At 56.3% G+C, this 17,501-nt stretch carries 11 protein-coding genes; 2 read left to right on the top strand and 9 right to left on the bottom strand.

All coding sequences use genetic code 11. The features are described from left to right. Positions 1-336: 336 nt before the first annotated feature. A complete protein-coding gene (locus QMN93_RS11495) occupies positions 337-1,446 on the top strand; it encodes an SDR family oxidoreductase (protein WP_193139902.1) in 1,110 nt (369 codons plus the stop codon). Positions 1,447-1,499: 53 nt separating this feature from the next. Here the strand turns inward: QMN93_RS11495 and eno are convergent, their stop codons facing one another. From eno to rlmD, 5 genes are all read right to left on the bottom strand, one after another. Continuing rightward, the gene (gene eno, locus QMN93_RS11490) at positions 1,500-2,798 is read right to left on the bottom strand and encodes a phosphopyruvate hydratase (RefSeq protein WP_023309012.1); all 1,299 of its coding nucleotides are present in this window, start codon (positions 2,796-2,798) and stop codon (positions 1,500-1,502) included. Between the two features lie 82 nt (positions 2,799-2,880). Next, positions 2,881-4,518: a glutamine hydrolyzing CTP synthase gene (gene pyrG, locus QMN93_RS11485; RefSeq protein WP_023309013.1), complete on the bottom strand. Its 1,638-nt coding sequence runs from the start codon at positions 4,516-4,518 to the stop codon at positions 2,881-2,883. Positions 4,519-4,741: 223 nt separating this feature from the next. Then, complete coding sequence (mazG, locus tag QMN93_RS11480) at positions 4,742-5,533, bottom strand: nucleoside triphosphate pyrophosphohydrolase (protein ID WP_039263346.1); 792 nt, start codon at positions 5,531-5,533, stop codon at positions 4,742-4,744. A gap of 67 nt (positions 5,534-5,600) precedes the next feature. Beyond that, positions 5,601-7,832: a GTP diphosphokinase gene (relA, locus tag QMN93_RS11475; RefSeq protein ID WP_047059994.1), complete on the bottom strand. Its 2,232-nt coding sequence runs from the start codon at positions 7,830-7,832 to the stop codon at positions 5,601-5,603. Between the two features lie 51 nt (positions 7,833-7,883). Next, positions 7,884-9,182: a 23S rRNA (uracil(1939)-C(5))-methyltransferase RlmD gene (gene rlmD / locus QMN93_RS11470; RefSeq protein WP_182382634.1), complete on the bottom strand. Its 1,299-nt coding sequence runs from the start codon at positions 9,180-9,182 to the stop codon at positions 7,884-7,886. 57 nt (positions 9,183-9,239) lie between these two features. Between rlmD and barA the strand changes: the two genes are divergently transcribed. After that, a complete protein-coding gene (gene barA, locus QMN93_RS11465; RefSeq protein ID WP_182382635.1) occupies positions 9,240-11,999 on the top strand; it encodes a two-component sensor histidine kinase BarA in 2,760 nt (919 codons plus the stop codon). 95 nt (positions 12,000-12,094) lie between these two features. Here the strand turns inward: barA and QMN93_RS11460 are convergent, their stop codons facing one another. The 4 genes from QMN93_RS11460 to gudP all read right to left on the bottom strand — a co-directional run bounded on the left by QMN93_RS11460 (position 12,095) and on the right by gudP (position 17,360). Further along, entirely contained in the window at positions 12,095-13,234 is a 1,140-nt protein-coding gene (locus tag QMN93_RS11460) for a glycerate kinase (protein WP_182382636.1), read from the bottom strand. Between the two features lie 77 nt (positions 13,235-13,311). Continuing rightward, positions 13,312-14,649: a glucarate dehydratase gene (gene gudD, locus QMN93_RS11455; protein WP_182382637.1), complete on the bottom strand. Its 1,338-nt coding sequence runs from the start codon at positions 14,647-14,649 to the stop codon at positions 13,312-13,314. A gap of 15 nt (positions 14,650-14,664) precedes the next feature. Next, positions 14,665-16,005, bottom strand: coding sequence for an enolase C-terminal domain-like protein (locus tag QMN93_RS11450; protein ID WP_182410865.1), 1,341 nt, complete (start codon positions 16,003-16,005; stop codon positions 14,665-14,667). Further along, positions 16,005-17,360, bottom strand: a complete 1,356-nt coding sequence (gudP, locus tag QMN93_RS11445; protein ID WP_023309021.1) for a galactarate/glucarate/glycerate transporter GudP — start codon at positions 17,358-17,360, stop codon at positions 16,005-16,007. The genes QMN93_RS11450 and gudP overlap by 1 nt, the downstream gene beginning before the upstream one ends. Positions 17,361-17,501 lie beyond the last annotated feature (141 nt).

The following is a 17,501-nucleotide window of genomic DNA, read 5'->3' as shown; positions in this document are numbered from 1 at the left end:
GCAGGCTAAATAAATCGGCCTGCGACTTATAGTTAAGGGGTATTTAAAACATTTATTCGATAAATGTTTGGTGTAACAAATTATTATACTTATTACATTTTGAATTACGTTCACCATTCGGCGCAGACCTCATAAAAACAATTAAATTCAATTAGTTAAAATTTAAATTTTAATAGAGTGAATTTTTACCCTTGCGATACTGTCCAATATATCCACCTGATTTCCTTTCCTTAAAATAAGCTTAAGACGCCATTGATTTCGGCGTTTTATTATTTAAATGCCGTTTACTTTTGCACGCCTACAATCCGCCTCATCAATCATAATGAGACGGTATTAATGAAGATGTTATTGATTACAGGCGTGACCGGATTTCTGGGTGGTGCAGTTCTTGAAAAAATCCTGACCAGCGATCAACCCGCAAAACTCCTTTTGCTTGCGCGCGCCAGCGATCCGCAGAGCGGGCTGGAGCGCGTGCTGGAAAACATGCGCAAGTTCAACGTTCCCGAGGACAAGCTGGCCTCCCTGAAGGTGGATAATATCCTGATTGGCGACCTCAGCCAGCCTGAAGCCTTTCTCAACGATCCCCGTCTGGATCGGGTCACGCACGTGGTTAACTGTGCGGCCGTCGCCTCATTTGGTAATAACCCGCTGATCTGGAAAGTCAACGTTGAAGGTACGCTCGCGCTGGCGCGCCGTATGGAGCAGGTTACAGGACTGCAGCGTTTCCTCCACGTCGGCACCGCAATGTCATGCACGCCGGAGCAGGATTCACTGGTCGCCGAAAGCGCTGAATTCAGAGAGAATGCAGAACACCTGGTGGAATACACGTTTTCGAAGTCAACTATCGAACAGCTTATGCGCCAGGAGTGTCCGAACCTGCCGCTGCTCATCGCCCGTCCGTCCATCGTTGTCGGCCATACCCGTCACGGCTGCACGCCGTCGAGCAGCATTTTCTGGGTCTTTAGCATGGGCCTGATGCTGCAGAAGTTTATGTGCTCAATGGAAGACCGGATCGACGTTGTTCCGGTGGATTATTGCGCCGACGCGATGTTAATGCTGCTCAACAGCAACGCTCGACCGGGAGAAGTGGTACACATTTCTGCGGGAGAAGAGAACAGCGTTCGCTTTGCGGATATCGATCAGGCAATGGCGCAGGCGCTGGACAAAGCCCCCGTCGGGGATAAATATGCGCAGGTCAGCTACGAAACGCTGGTCAGAATGCGCCGCGAGCTAAAACATATTTTTGGGCCGTGCAACGAACGTCTGATGCTGAAAGCCATGCGTTTATACGGTGCATTTGCCACGCTTAACGTGCGCTTCAGCAACGATAAGCTGCTGAGCATGGGGATGCCGAAGCCGCCCCGGTTTACGGATTATATCGCCCGCTGCGTGCAAACCACCCAGGGGCTGACCATTCCGGAGCAAATGGCGGTCGATTTTAAATAGCCAAAAAAAATGCCAGTCATTCGACTGGCATTTTCATTTTAAGGCTTAAGCAATTATGCCTGGCCTTTGATCTCTTTCAGACCGTTGTATGGTGCTTTTTCGCCCAGCGCTTCTTCGATACGAATCAGCTGGTTGTATTTAGCAACACGGTCAGAACGGCTCATAGAACCGGTTTTGATCTGGCCTGCAGCGGTACCTACAGCCAGGTCGGCAATGGTAGCGTCTTCAGTTTCGCCAGAACGGTGAGAGATAACAGCGGTGTAGCCAGCGTCTTTCGCCATTTTGATCGCAGCCAGAGTTTCGGTCAGAGAACCGATCTGGTTGAATTTGATCAGGATGGAGTTAACGATGCCTTTCTCGATGCCTTCTTTCAGGATCTTGGTGTTGGTTACGAACAGGTCGTCACCAACCAGCTGGATTTTGTCGCCCAGTACTTTAGTCTGGTATGCGAAGCCAGCCCAGTCAGACTCGTCCAGACCGTCTTCGATAGACACGATTGGGTACTGTTTGGTCAGGTCTTCCAGGAAGTGAGTGAACTCTTCGGAGGTGAACGCTTTGTTGCCTTCGCCAGCCAGAACGTATTTACCGTCTTTGTAGAATTCAGATGCTGCACAGTCCATCGCCAGGGTGATGTCTTTGCCCAGCTCGTAGCCAGCAGCTTTAACTGCTTCTGCGATAACGGCCAGCGCTTCTGCGTTAGAACCCAGGTTTGGCGCATAGCCACCTTCGTCACCAACAGCAGTGTTCATACCTTTAGCTTTCAGAACTTTAGCCAGGTTGTGGAACACTTCAGAACCCATACGTACCGCTTCTTTCAGGGATTTCGCGCCAACTGGCTGAATCATGAATTCCTGAATATCAACGTTGTTGTCTGCGTGCTCACCACCGTTGATGATGTTCATCATTGGTACAGGCATGGAGTATTTGCCTGGGGTGCCGTTCAGTTCAGCGATGTGCTCGAACAGTGGCATACCTTTCGCAGCAGCAGCCGCTTTGGCGTTCGCCAGAGAAACAGCCAGGATTGCGTTCGCACCGAAGTTAGATTTGTTTTCAGTACCGTCCAGATCGATCATGATCTTGTCGATGCCAGCCTGGTCTTTGGCGTCTTTGCCAAGGATTGCCTGAGCAATCGGACCGTTTACAGCGCCAACCGCTTTCAGTACGCCTTTGCCCAGGAAGCGGGATTTGTCGCCATCGCGCAGTTCCAGCGCTTCGCGAGAACCAGTAGAAGCACCTGATGGAGCAGCAGCCATACCAACGAAACCACCTTCCAGGTGAACTTCGGCTTCAACGGTCGGGTTACCACGGGAGTCGATGATTTCACGACCGATGACTTTAACGATTTTGGACATTAGATTTTCCTCAGTACAAGTTAAACTAAAACTCCAGACAAACAACGCGTACCAAAGGTACGCGTTGCCGTTCTAACTTTTTTTACTTCGCCTGACGCTTCTGGTAGTCGCTGGCGGCCTTCACGAAGCCTGCAAACAGCGGATGCCCGTCACGTGGCGTTGAAGTAAATTCCGGGTGGAACTGGCAGGCGACAAACCACGGATGGTTTGGCACTTCAATGATCTCGACTAACTGATCATCCCCGGAGCGGCCCGCAACACGCAGGCCCGCGGCTTCAATAGGTTTCAACAACATGTTGTTGACTTCATAGCGGTGACGATGGCGCTCGGTGATGACCGGCTCGCCATACAGCTTGCGAACCACGCTATCGTCAGACAGCTGGCAGGCCTGTGCGCCAAGACGCATGGTGCCACCCAGATCGCTCTTCTCGGTACGGACTTCGACGTTACCTTCTTCGTCACGCCATTCAGTGATAAGCGCCACCACAGGGTACTTACAGTCTGGCACAAATTCCGTAGAGTTCGCGTTTTCCATTCCCGCTACGTTGCGCGCAAATTCGATCAGCGCAACCTGCATACCCAGACAGATGCCGAGGTATGGAATATTGTTTTCACGCGCATAGCGCGCGGTGGCGATCTTGCCTTCTACACCGCGGTAGCCGAAGCCGCCAGGGATAAGGATAGCATCCAGATCTTTCAGGATTTCAACGCCACGCGTTTCAACATCCTGCGAATCAATCAGCTTGATGTTCACGGAGACACGGTTTTTCAGACCACCGTGTTTCAGCGCTTCGATCACTGACTTATAGGCATCCGGCAGTTCAATGTACTTGCCAACCATACCGATAGTCACTTCGCCTGCCGGGTTGGCTTCTTCATAAATAACCTGTTCCCATTCAGACAGGTTAGCTTCCGGACAATTCAAGCTGAATCGTTTACAAATATAATCGTCCAGGCCCTGCGATTTCAACAGGCCCGGGATTTTATAAATGGAATCGACATCTTTCATTGAAATAACGGCTTTTTCAGGCACGTTACAGAACAATGCAATTTTCGCACGTTCGTTCGCCGGAACCGCGCGATCGGAGCGGCAAACCAGGATATCTGGCTGAATACCAATAGAGAGCAGCTCTTTCACAGAGTGCTGAGTCGGCTTGGTTTTCACTTCACCTGCGGCGGCCATGTACGGCACCAGGGTCAGGTGCATGAACAGCGCGTGTTCACGGCCAATATCCACCGCCAGCTGACGAATCGCTTCCAGGAACGGCAGGGATTCGATATCACCCACGGTACCGCCGATTTCAACCAGCACCACGTCGTGGCCTTCGCCACCCGCAACAATGCGTTCTTTGATTGCGTTAGTGATGTGCGGGATAACCTGAACGGTTGCACCCAGGTAGTCACCACGGCGCTCTTTACGCAGAACGTCGGAGTAGATGCGGCCAGTCGTGAAGTTGTTACGACGGGTCATTTTGGTGCGGATGAAACGCTCGTAGTGGCCAAGATCCAGATCGGTTTCAGCGCCGTCTTCAGTAACGAACACTTCCCCGTGTTGGATTGGGCTCATGGTGCCCGGATCGACGTTGATGTACGGATCCAGTTTCATCATGGTCACATTGAGGCCACGGGCTTCAAGAATGGCTGCGAGGGAGGCTGCGGCAATGCCTTTACCCAGAGAGGATACGACCCCGCCGGTCACAAAAATATAGTTCGTTGTCATGCTGAACCTGAGAAGTTAGGGTGAAACGATGGAATAACCAGGACGGGAAAGTAGTATACCCGAACACGGCGAGCGCCACAAACTTTCATTCTCCGTCTCCATTCCAGGCCATGACAAACATAAGGAGTGAGAAAATAGCCCCTTTTGGGTAAATGTTTTTGACGCAAATCAAGCGCTTGTCATTTAAAAAATCACACAAATTGCGCTTGATCGCAAAATCTCGTTAGAGATCAGATTCCTGGCGCTTTACTTCCTGCCAGACTTCTTCCATCGCTTCGAGGTCAATTCCGCTCATTTCCAGGCCTCGCGAGGCGACAATCCGCTCAACTTCGCGAAAGCGTCGTTCGAATTTTAGGTTGGCTTTTTGCAGGGCGGTTTCCGCTTTTACACCCAGGTGGCGAGAAAGGTTGACGGTCGCGAACAGCAGGTCGCCCATCTCTTCCTCAAGCTTTGCTTCATCCACCACCGCCTGCTGCGCTTCGTGCATGACTTCGTCAATCTCTTCGTGCACTTTATCCAGCACCGGGCCGAGGGAGGTCCAGTCAAAACCGACGGCGGAGCAGCGTTTCTGGATTTTATGCGCGCGCATCAGCGCGGGCAGGCTCAGCGGAATATCATCCAGTGCCGAGTGCTGGGATTTTTCCGCTCGCTCGGCGCTTTTGATCTGCTCCCAGCGGGCCAGCACCTCAGCGCTATTCTCTGCGGTGGCATCGCCGAAGATATGGGGATGACGGCGCTCAAGCTTGTCGCTGATGGCAGCGCAGATATCGTCAAAGTTAAAGCGCCCCTCTTCCTGCGCCATTTGCGCATAGAACACCACCTGGAACAGCAGATCGCCCAGCTCGCCGCGCAGGTCGTCAAAATCTTCGCGGGAAATGGCGTCCAGCACCTCGTAGGTCTCTTCGAGGGTATAAGGCGCAATGGTGGCGAAAGTCTGCTCTTTGTCCCACGGGCAGCCGTTTTCCGGGTCGCGCAGACGTTTCATGATGCCGAGCAGGCGGTCGATTTGAGTCATAGTGTTTTCCATTAAAAAAACAAGCCGGGTGGCGGCAAAGCCTTACCCGGCCTACAGAAGAGTGTGTTTAACCGCCGTGCAGACGACGCGCGTCAATCACATCCGGCACCTGGTTCAGTTTGCCAAGCACGCGGCCCAGCACCTGCAGGTTGTAGATTTCGATGGTCATATCGATGGTGGCAAGCTGCTCGCGGGTATCGCTGCGGCTGGCGACGCCCAGCACGTTGACCTTCTCGTTGGCGAGAATGGTCGTGATGTCGCGCAGCAGGCCGCTGCGGTCGTTGGCAGTGACGCGCACCACCAGCGAGTAGCCGGCGGAATAGCTCTCACCCCAGACCGCTTCCACGATGCGCTCCGGCGCATGCGACTGCAGCTCGGCAAGCTGGTCGCAGTCGGAACGGTGAATCGAAATCCCGCGTCCCTGAGTGATAAAGCCGACGATATCGTCGCCCGGAATTGGCTGACAGCAGCGGGCAATGTGGTGCATCAGGTTGCCCACGCCCTCGACCACCACGCGGCCGTTGTCTTTGCTGCGCTGCTGCGGCGCATAGGTTTTCTGCTGCAGCTGCTTCAGCGCCGCCGCGTCCTGCTCTGCCGCGCTTGGCTTATTGAACTGCGCCTGCAGGAAGTTCACCATCTGATTCAGACGGATATCACCGCCGCCAATGGCCGCTAGCAGCTCGTCAAGCTCGTTAAAGTTGTAGCGCGGCAGCAGGAATTTCTCGGCCTCTTTCAGGCTTATCCCGATATGCTCCAGCTCGTCGTCAAGGATCTGGCGACCGGCAAGGATGTTCTTGTCACGATCCTGTTTACGGAACCAGGCGTGAATTTTCGAGCGCCCGCGGCTGGTGGTGACGTAGCCCAGGTTCGGGTTAAGCCAGTCACGGCTCGGGTTGGGCTGCTTCTGGGTAATGATTTCAATCTGGTCACCCATCTGCAGCTGATAGGTGAACGGTACGATACGTCCGCCAATTTTCGCCCCGATGCAGCGGTGCCCCACATCGCTGTGGATGTGGTAGGCAAAATCGAGCGGCGTAGAGCCCGCAGGCAGGTCGACAACGTCCCCTTTCGGGGTAAAGACGTAGACGCGATCGTCAAAGACCTGGCTGCGCACTTCGTCGAGCATCTCGCCGGAGTCGGCCATCTCTTCCTGCCACGCAATCAGCTTGCGCAGCCAGGCAATGCGGTCTTCGTGGCCAGAACGCGCTCCGCCGGACGTGCCTTCTTTGTATTTCCAGTGCGCGGCCACGCCCAGCTCGGCGTCCTCGTGCATCTGTTTGGTGCGGATCTGAATCTCGACCGTTTTGCCGCCAGGGCCAAGCACAACGGTATGGATAGACTGATAGCCGTTCGGTTTGGGGTTGGCGACATAGTCATCGAACTCATCGGGCAGATGACGGAAGTGAGTGTGTACTATCCCCAGCGCGGCGTAGCAGTCCTGCAGACGATCCGCCACGATACGCACGGCGCGCACGTCAAACAGCTCGTCAAACGCGAGGTGTTTCTTCTGCATTTTGCGCCAGATGCTGTAGATATGCTTAGGCCGGCCGTAGACTTCGGCGCGCACGTTCTCTTCTTTCATCGCCTGGCGCAGGCCGCCGACAAATTCCTCGATATAGTGCTCGCGGTCGATACGGCGTTCATGAAGGAGTTTGGCAATACGTTTATATTCCGCCGGGTGCAGATAGCGGAAGCAGTAATCTTCCAGCTCCCATTTCAGCTGACCAATGCCTAAGCGGTTCGCCAGCGGCGCGTAGATATTTGTACACTCTTTGGCCGCCAGCACGCGCTCGTCTTCCGGCGCATCCTTCACCTCACGCAGGTGGGCAATCCGCTCGGCAAGCTTGATGACCACGCAGCGGAAATCATCCACCATGGCCAGCAGCATCCGGCGTACGTTATCGACCTGCTCAGAGGAGACGGAATCGGTGTGCGCGGCTTTGAGCTGGCGAATGGCCGCCATATCGCGCACGCCGTGGATCAGCTCGACGACGGATTTCCCGACGCTGTCGCGCAGCACATCTTCGCTGACCACGTCCGCATCCGCTAGGGGGAAGAGAAGCGCGGCCTGCAGCGTTTCAATATCCATGTTCAGCATGGATAAGATTTCCACCATCTCCACGCCGCGCCACAGGAGAAGATCGGCGTCGGGATGCCCCTGCGTGGTGCGCAGACAATAGGCCCAGGTTTCGGTTAAGCGTTCACACGACTGCTGGCTGGAAATTCCCAGACTTGCGATCCATTTTTGTGGGTCAAATTCCCCAGCTTTATTGAGATGTGCACTTCTTACCGCAACCATTGTCCTCTCCTTTAGGGACCTGGGCCTGTCGAAGTCGACAAGCCAAACAAATTAGATGTGCTCGAACAACACCATCGATTCCAGATGTCCAGTGTGCGGGAACATGTCCAGCATTGCCAGACGCTGAATCTGGTAACCCGCGCTGATTAATGCCTCGCTGTCCCGGGCAAGCGTTGCCGGGTTACAGGAAACATAGACCACACGCTTCGGCGCGAGTTTAATAATATGTGCCATCACACCCGGGGCACCGGCCCGCGCCGGGTCGAGCAAAATTTTATCAAAGCCCTGTTTTGCCCACGGCTGTTGGGTGACATCTTCCTCAAGATTTTGATGAAAGAATGTCACATTTTGCAAGCCGTTCTGCTGCGCGTTCTCCTGCCCTTTAGCCACCAGCGCCTCAACGCCTTCCACGCCGACGACGCTGGCCGCTTTTCGCGCCAGCGGCAGCGTGAAGTTGCCCATTCCGCAGAACAGATCGAGCACCCGATCGCTTTTCTGAACATCCAGCCACGTCAGCGCTTTCTCAACCATCAGTTGGTTAACGCCGTCATTCACCTGAATGAAATCCCGCGGGCTGAACGTTAAGCGTAGCCCGTTTGACGCATACCAGGGCGCCTCACCGGTAACCTGCTCAAGTATCTCGCTTTGTGGTGCAAGGAAAAGCGCCAGGTCGTGGGAATGCGAAAAGCGTTCCAGTTTTTCGCGATCTTTTTTCGACAACGGCGCGGTATGGCGCAGCACCATCAGCGGTCCATTGTTGGCCATGACCAGTTCGACATGCCCGAGGTGGCGAACGCCGTCCAACCCGGAGAGACAAATGCGCACCTCCGGAAGCAATGCCTCAAGATGGGGCACCAAAATGGGGCACTGCTGCACATCGACGATGTCACTGGAACCGGCCTTGCGAAACCCCATCTCCAGCCGCGCCGTTTTTGGCTGATAGCTGAGGCTCAGGCGCGCGCGTCGCCGATAGCCCCAGGGCGCATCGGCGAGAATTTCGTTAACGTCATGTTTAAGCTGACGCGCCAGCGCGCGGCTTTTGCTTTTTTGCTGTAATTCTGTGCTCGCATGCTGTTGCTGGCAGCCTCCGCAAACGCCAAAATGTGGGCAGCGGGGCTTCACGCGCTCCGGGCTATCGTTGAGGCGGCGCTTAACCTGTCCGCGCGCGAACTGGCGTTTATCTTCCGTCAGCGTAATTTCTGCTCGTTCTGTCGGCAATAAACCTGTTATAAACAGAGCTTTACCGTTGTGACGTGCCACTCCCTGACCAAACGGATCGAGGTCCGTGGCTTCAACAGTAATGATTTGACGCGTCGTCACGCGTCGCTTTGCAGAGTAGAATTGCGCCATCGCCGAGATTTTTCTCACATAAACATAATTATCTTAATTGTCCCATAACGGAACGCCATGACCAACTACAGCCTGCGCGCGCGCATGATGATTTTGATCCTCGCCCCCACCGTTCTCATCGGTTTGCTGCTGAGTATCTTCTTTGTTGTGCACCGCTATAACGATTTGCAGCGACAGCTTGAGGATGCAGGCGCCAGCATTATCGAACCGCTTGCCGTTTCCAGCGAGTACGGCATGAACCTGCAAAACCGCGAATCCATTGGCCAGTTAATCAGCGTGCTCCACCGCCGTCACTCGGACATCGTACGCGCCATTTCCGTTTACGACGAACATAACCGCCTGTTTGTCACCTCGAATTTTCATCTCGATCCGGCAGCCCTGAAGATCCCGGACGGTACACCATTCCCGCGCCACCTCACCGTACTGCGGCGGGGCGATATCATGATCCTGCGCACGCCGATCGTGTCGGAAAGCTATTCCCCCGATGAGTCAGCGCAATCCGACGCCAAATCCAGCAACAATATGCTGGGATACGTGGCGCTGGAGCTGGATCTCAAGTCGGTCCGGCTACAGCAGTACAAAGAAATTTTTATCTCTGGCGTGATGATGCTGTTCTGCATTGGCATTGCGCTGATCTTCGGCTGGCGCCTGATGCGCGACGTGACGGGCCCCATCCGCAACATGGTTAATACGGTTGACCGCATCCGCCGGGGACAGCTCGACAGCCGGGTGGAAGGGTTTATGCTGGGCGAGCTGGACATGCTGAAGAACGGCATCAACTCAATGGCCATGTCGCTGGCGGCGTATCACGAAGAGATGCAGCACAACGTTGACCAGGCCACGTCCGACCTGCGCGAAACGCTGGAGCAGATGGAGATCCAGAACGTTGAGCTGGATCTGGCGAAAAAGCGCGCCCAGGAAGCGGCACGTATTAAGTCGGAATTCCTGGCCAATATGTCGCATGAGCTGCGTACGCCGCTCAATGGCGTGATCGGCTTTACCCGCCTGACGCTGAAAAGCGAGCTTAACCCGACTCAGCGCGATCACCTGCACACCATTGAACGTTCGGCTAACAACCTGCTGGCGATCATCAACGACGTGCTGGACTTCTCCAAGCTGGAAGCGGGCAAGCTGATCCTGGAGAGTATTCCCTTCCCGCTGCGCAGTACGCTCGATGAGGTGGTGACGCTGCTCGCGCACTCGTCGCACGACAAGGGCCTTGAGCTGACGCTCAACATTAAAAACGACGTGCCGGATAACGTCATTGGCGATCCGCTGCGCCTGCAGCAGGTCATTACCAACCTTGTCGGGAATGCGATTAAATTCACCGAAAGCGGTAACATCGACATTCTGGTAGAAAAACGCTCCATCAGCAGCAATAAGGTGCAGATTGAAGTCCAGATCCGCGATACCGGCATCGGTATTCCTGAGCGGGATCAGTCGCGTCTGTTCCAGGCGTTCCGTCAGGCGGACGCCAGTATCTCCCGCCGTCATGGCGGTACCGGCCTGGGGCTGGTGATCACGCAGCGCCTGGTGAACGAGATGGGCGGCGATATCTCTTTCCACAGCCAGCCGAACCGCGGTTCAACCTTCTGGTTCCACATTAATCTGGACCTCAATCCGAACGTTTTGACCGATGGCCCGGTGACGGACTGCCTGAAAGGCAAGCGCCTGGCCTACGTCGAACCTAACGCGGCGGCAGCGCAGTGTGCGCTCGATATTTTAAGCACCACGCCGCTGGAGGTAGTTTACAGCCCAACCTTCTCAGCGCTTGCCATTGAGCATTACGATATTCTGCTGATGGGGATCCCGGTCACCTTCACCGGCGAACTGACCATGCAGCAGGAGCGGCTGGCGAAAGCCGCCTCAATGACCGACTATCTGCTGCTGGCGCTACCCTGCCATGCCCAGATTAATGCAGAGGAGTTGAAAAACGACGGAGCCGCCGCGTGTCTGCTTAAGCCGCTCACCTCAACCCGCCTCCTGCCCGCGCTCACGGAGTATTGCCGTCTTAGCCAGCATGCTCTCCCTCTGATTAACGACGAGCAAAAATTGCCGATGAGCGTGATGGCGGTGGATGATAATCAGGCCAACCTGAAGCTGATTGGCGCATTGCTTGAGGACCAGGTTCAGCACGTTGAGCTCTGCACCAGCGGCGCGCAGGCGGTTGAACAGGCGAAGCAGATGCAGTTCGATTTAATCCTGATGGATATTCAGATGCCGGGCATGGATGGCATTCGGGCCTGCGAGCTGATCCACCAGCTGCCGCACCAGCAGCAAACCCCGGTCATTGCGGTCACCGCGCACGCGATGGCCGGTCAGAAAGAGAAGCTGCTGAGCGCCGGAATGAATGACTATCTGGCGAAGCCCATCGATGAAGAGAAACTTCATAACCTGCTGTTACGCTATAAGCCGGGTCACATTGGCGGGACGTACACGGTTTCCAGCGAGCCGGTTGAAATCAGCGTTAACCAGAACGCCACCTTTGACTGGCAGCTCGCGCTGCGCCAGGCGGCAGGTAAACCCGATTTAGCCCGCGAAATGCTGCAAATGCTGGTCGCGTTTCTGCCGGAAATTCGCAATAAGGTGGAAGAGCAGCTGGTGGGGGAAAACCCGGAAGCGCTGCTGGAGGCGATCCACAAGCTGCACGGCAGCTGCGGGTACAGCGGCGTGCCGCGGCTGAAAAACCTTTGCCAGCTGCTGGAGCAGCAGCTGCGTGCCGGCACGCCGGAATCGGAGCTTGAACCGGAGTTTCTGGAGCTGCTGGATGAGATGGATAACGTAACGCGCGAAGCGACGAAGTTGCTGGGAAGCTGAGATAAAAGCCCGGTGGCGCTACGCTTACCGGGCCTATGATTGCGGGTGCGGCCTGATGCCCTCACCCCGATCCTCTACCACAGGGAGAGGGAGAACTACATTCCCTGCCCCACTTTCAGCACCGCCGCGATATTCCTTGCGGCCATCCTGACGTTCTCGCTGGCATTTTCCAGCGCATCCTCCAGCGAGCAGATGGTGTAGATCACGCTAAACACCGCATCAATGCCGTGATCGTGTACCACGCCAACGTCCGCCGTCAGGCTGCCTGCAATGCCGATGACGGGTTTGTTAAAGCGTTTCGCCACTTTCGCCACGCCCACCGGGACTTTGCCGTGGATCGTCTGGCTGTCGATGCGGCCTTCTCCCGTGATCACCAGATCCGCATCGGCCACCTGGTCGGCCAGGTGTAGCGCATCGGTCACGATCTCAATGCCCTGGCGCAGCTCCGCGCCGCAAAAGGCGTACAGCGCGGCCCCCATGCCACCCGCCGCGCCGCCGCCAGCAAGGTTTAGCACGTCGATATCCAGATCCCGGGCAATGACTCTCGCATACTGCGCCAGCGCGTTGTCCAGGGTGACGATCATCTCGGATGTGGCCCCCTTTTGCGGGCCAAATACGGCTGACGCGCCATCCTTTCCGGTGAGCGGATTCGTCACATCACAGGCGACCTCTATCCGGCACTCCGCCAGACGTCTGTCCAGCCCGCTCAGGTCGATACGCGCGAGTTTTCCCAGCTCGCCCCCGCCCTGCCCAAGGGGCTGCCCGCTGTCGTCCAGCAGCTTCGCCCCCAGCGCCTGCACCATCCCTGCCCCGCCGTCATTGGTGGCGCTGCCGCCAATGCCGATGATGATATGCTTAACGCCCGCGTCCAGCGCGTGACGAATAAGTTCGCCCGTGCCCCACGAGGTGGTTTTCAGGGGATTACGCTGCGAAGGAACGACCAGCTCCAGGCCGCTTGCCGCCGCCATTTCAATAAAGGCACTTTGCTCGTCACCGGATAAGCCATAAAATCCTTCCACGCGCTCACCCAGCGGGCCGGTCACCGGAACATGCACAATGCGTCCCTGCGTTGCCGCGATCATCGCCTCAACCGTCCCTTCGCCACCGTCCGCGACCGGCAGTTTGACGTAAACCGCCTCGGGAAAGATCTCGCGAAAACCACGTTCTATCGCTGTCGCAACCTCAAGCGCACTCAAACTTTCCTTATACGAGTCCGGTGCGATAACAATTTTCATAAGCCATCCTTACGCATAGTCGTTACGTTAAGCATACACCACGTAAAAGACCGCTTGTGGGAGCGGTCCCAATGCGTTTATCGTACCATGCACGGGCGTTTATTGTCGAATGTCCAGTCGGGGATCAGGTACTGCATCGCCATGGCGTCGTCACGGGCGCCCAGACCGTGTTTTTGATACAGCTCATGGGCTTTCATGACCTGGTCCATATCCAGCTCAACCCCCAACCCCGGCGTGGAAGGCACCTGCACCATGCCACCTTTGATCTCAAACGGCTGCTTAGTCAGACGCTGGTTACCCTCCTGCCAGATCCAGTGCGTGTCGATAGCGGTAATCGTGCCCGGCGCGGCGGCGGCAACGTGCGTGAACATCGCCAGCGACACGTCGAAGTGGTTGTTAGAGTGCGAGCCCCAGGTCAGGCCAAACTCGTGGCACATTTGCGCCACGCGCACCGACCCCTGCATCGTCCAGAAGTGCGGGTCCGCCAGCGGAATGTCGACAGACTGCAAGGACAGGGTGTGTCCCATCTGACGCCAGTCGGTGGCAATCATATTGGTCGCGGTCGGCAGCCCCGTTGCGCGGCGAAATTCCGCCATGACTTCACGTCCTGAGAAGCCTTGCTCAGCCCCACACGGATCTTCCGCATACGCCAGAACGCCTTTCAGCTGTTTACCGATCGCAATGGCCTCATTTAGCGACCATGCGCCGTTCGGATCCAGCGTCACGCGCGCCTGCGGGAAACGTTTTGCCAGCGCGGTGACGGCTTCCGCCTCTTCCTCACCGGCCAGCACGCCGCCCTTCAGTTTGAAATCGTTAAAGCCATATTTTTCGTACGCGGCTTCCGCCAGGCGCACCACCGCATCCGGGGTCATCGCCTCGTCGTGGCGAAGTCGGTACCAGTCGCATTGTTCACCCGGCTGGCTCTGATAAGGCAATGGCGTCAGCCTGCGGTCGCCGACAAAGAACAGATAGCCCAGCATTTCCACTTCGCTGCGCTGCTGCCCCTCGCCCAACAGCGACGCAACGTTAACGCCCAGATGCTGACCCAGCAGATCCAGCATCGCGGATTCAATCCCGGTCACCACGTGAATGGTGGTGCGCAGGTCGAAAGTCTGCAGGCCACGCCCTCCGGCATCGCGATCGGCAAAGGTATTGCGCACGGTGTTGAGGACATTTTTATACTCACCCAGCGTTTTGCCCACCACCAGCGGAATGGCATCTTCAAGCGTCTGGCGGATCTTCTCCCCGCCCGGAATTTCGCCCACGCCCGTATGCCCGGAATTGTCTTTGATAATGACAATATTGCGGGTGAAGAATGGCGCATGCGCGCCGCTCAGGTTCATCAGCATGCTGTCATGGCCCGCAACCGGAATGATTTGCATGGAAGTGACGACAGGGGTCGTAAAAGTACTCATCGTGTAATCCTTTTATCAGTGACGTCCAAAAACAGGGCGCTTACGGTCAAATGTCCAGCCGGGGATAAGGTACTGCATCGGGCCCGCGTCGTTACGCGCGCCGCCCGGTAGCTTTTTATACGCCTCATGGGCTTTATGGATCTGATCCCAGTCAATCTCCACGCCCAGGCCCGGCGCATCCGGTACGGCAATCTTGCCGTTGATGATTTCCAGCGGATTTTTCGTCAGGCGGGCTTCCCCTTCCTGCCAAATCCAGTGGGTGTCGATGGCGGTCGGGTTACCCGGCGCCGCAGCGCCAACGTGGGTAAACATCGCCAGCGAAATATCAAAGTGGTTGTTCGAGTGACAGCCCCAGGTCAGCCCCCAGTCATCGCACAGCTGCGCCACGCGCACTGCGCCTGAAAGCGTCCAGAAGTGAGGGTCCGCCAGCGGTATGTCGACGGCGTTCAGCATCACCGCATGACCCATTTCACGCCAGTTGGTGGCGATCATATTGGTCGCGACAGGCAGCCCGGTGGCGCGACGAAACTCGGCCATGACTTCACGGCCCGAGAAGCCCTGCTCCGCGCCGCAGGGGTCTTCCGCATAGGTCAGGACATCCCCCAGCCCTTTGCACAGGCTAATCGCTTCCTCCAGCAGCCAGGCGCCGTTGGGATCGACGGTGATCCGTGCATCCGCAAAGCGTTTTTTCAGCGCCCGGGCCGTTTCAATCTCCTGCTCGCCGGGCAGCACGCCGCCCTTCAGCTTGAAATCCTTAAAGCCGTAGCGATCCTGCGCGGCTTCCGCCAGGCGCACCACCGCGTCGCTGGAGAGCGCTTCCTGGTGGCGCAGGCGATACCAGTCGTGATCGCCCGTGGATCGGGCCAGATACGGGAGATCGGTCTTATTGCGATCGCCAACGTAGAACAGATAGCCCAGCACGGTGACCGCATCACGCTGTTTGCCGGGCCCCAGCAGCTCGCAAACCGGAACATTGAGCGCCTTACCCAGTAAATCGAGCAGGGCGGCCTCCAGCGCGGCGACCGCGTTGACGCGCAGTTCAAACGTCCAGGCGCCTTTACCGAACGTATCAAAGTCCACCGACTGATTGCCCTTATGCACCCGCTGAACGACCTTGTTCAGACGGGCGACCTCCTGGCCCACCACCTGCGGAATGGCATCGACCAGCGTCTGGTAGATCACCTCTCCGCCCGGGGCTTCGCCCACGCCGGTATGCCCTGCGCTGTCTTTCAGCACGACGATATTACGGGTAAACCAGGCGCTATGTGCCCCGCCGATATTGAGCAGCATGCTGTCCTGCCCGGCCACCGGAATAACCTTCATCTCCGTAACGATTGGGCTCGATTGCGTTGTCATCATCCACGCTCCGCAACAGGTTTAAGTTCGACGCGTTTGATATCCCCAACCAGCACCAGGTAACTCAGCACCGCCACCAGCGCATGCACACCTACGTAGATTAGCGCACCGTTGAAAGAGCCGGTGGTGCCGACGATGTAGCCGATAGCGATGGGCGTAACAATCCCGGAGATGTTGCCGAACATGTTGAACAGGCCGCCGCTCAGACCGCTGATCTCTTTCGGCGCCGTATCCGCCATCACCGCCCAGCCCAGCGCGCCAATGCCTTTGCCGAAGAAGGCCATCGCCATAAAGCCGATAATCATCCATTCGGCGTTGACGTAGTTACAGAATACCATGGTCATGGAGAGCAGCATGCCGAGCACAATCGGGGTTTTACGCGCGATGTTCAGTGACCCCGTGCGGCGCATCAGCCAGTCGGAAATCACTCCGCCGAGCACGCCGCCGACGAAGCCGCAGATTGCCGGGACCGACGCGACAAATCCCGCTTTCAGAATCGACATGCCGCGTGCCTGCACCAGGTATACCGGGAACCAGGTGATGAAGAAGTAGGTTAAGGCGTTAATACAGTACTGGCCCAGATAGATGCCGATCATCATGCGCGAGCCGACGAGCTGCTTGATCTGCGCCCATTTCTGGCTGAACGGGACTTTTGCTTTTGCGGATTTCTGATCCATATTGATCAGCGCGCCGCCTTCCGCGATGTACTCCAGCTCTTTTTTGTTCACGCCAGGATGCTGATTGGGTTCGTGGATCACTTTCAGCCAGACGAAGCTGATGACGATCCCAAGCCCGCCCATGAAGAAGAAGACGTGCGACCAGCCCACCTCATGCGTCAGCCAGCCCATGATTGGCGCGAAGATCACCGTCGCGAAGTACTGTGCGGAGTTGAAAATCGCCACCGCCGTTCCCCTCTCCTGCGCCGGGAACCAGGCAGCGACAATACGGCTGTTCCCCGGGAAGGAAGGTGCTTCCGCTAAGCCTACCAGGAAGCGCAGCGTGAAGAGCGCCACGATAATGCCGAAGCCGCTGAAGATATCGACGAAACCCTGCAACAGGGTAAACATCGACCAGATAAAGATGGACCAGAAATAGACGCGTTTAGATCCAAAACGGTCCAGCAGCCAGCCGCCAGGAATTTGCCCGATGACGTAGGCCCATGAGAATGCGGAGAAAACGTAACCCATGCCCACCGGATCAAGGCCGATATCTTTTGCCATTTCCGAACCAGCAATCGACAGCGTGGCGCGGTCACCATAGTTAAAGGATGTGACGATAAACAGCATCACCACTATCCAGTAGCGGGCATTAGTGCGCTTTTCAGCGCTGCTCGCTGCGTGGCTTAATGTACTCATTGTTGCACTCCTGAAACATAGCTTTCGCCTGGTTCATTCTGTACAGCACCGGTAGGGTAATCAGAATGAGATTGGTGTTTTGTCGTTTTGGTACGGCCTGACGCCGTTTTATAGTGACCGGGAAAGTATATGAAGGAGTGG

The sequence above is a fragment of the Enterobacter sp. R-1.6.2 genome (genome assembly GCF_035064085.1).
GTDB classification, from domain to species: Bacteria; Pseudomonadota; Gammaproteobacteria; order Enterobacterales; family Enterobacteriaceae; genus Enterobacter; species Enterobacter asburiae_B.
Note: the sequence above shows the minus strand (reverse complement) of the source record. Positions and strands in the feature narration are given on the sequence as shown.

Coding starts and splice junctions, on each gene's coding strand:
- QMN93_RS11495 (WP_193139902.1), top strand. CDS start 337: ATGAAGATGTTATTGATTACAGGCGTGACCGGATTTCTGGGTGGTGCA.
- eno (WP_023309012.1), bottom strand. CDS start 2,798: ATGTCCAAAATCGTTAAAGTCATCGGTCGTGAAATCATCGACTCCCGT.
- pyrG (WP_023309013.1), bottom strand. CDS start 4,518: ATGACAACGAACTATATTTTTGTGACCGGCGGGGTCGTATCCTCTCTG.
- mazG (WP_039263346.1), bottom strand. CDS start 5,533: ATGACTCAAATCGACCGCCTGCTCGGCATCATGAAACGTCTGCGCGAC.
- relA (WP_047059994.1), bottom strand. CDS start 7,832: ATGGTTGCGGTAAGAAGTGCACATCTCAATAAAGCTGGGGAATTTGAC.
- rlmD (WP_182382634.1), bottom strand. CDS start 9,182: ATGGCGCAATTCTACTCTGCAAAGCGACGCGTGACGACGCGTCAAATC.
- barA (WP_182382635.1), top strand. CDS start 9,240: ATGACCAACTACAGCCTGCGCGCGCGCATGATGATTTTGATCCTCGCC.
- QMN93_RS11460 (WP_182382636.1), bottom strand. CDS start 13,234: ATGAAAATTGTTATCGCACCGGACTCGTATAAGGAAAGTTTGAGTGCG.
- gudD (WP_182382637.1), bottom strand. CDS start 14,649: ATGAGTACTTTTACGACCCCTGTCGTCACTTCCATGCAAATCATTCCG.
- QMN93_RS11450 (WP_182410865.1), bottom strand. CDS start 16,005: ATGACAACGCAATCGAGCCCAATCGTTACGGAGATGAAGGTTATTCCG.
- gudP (WP_023309021.1), bottom strand. CDS start 17,360: ATGAGTACATTAAGCCACGCAGCGAGCAGCGCTGAAAAGCGCACTAAT.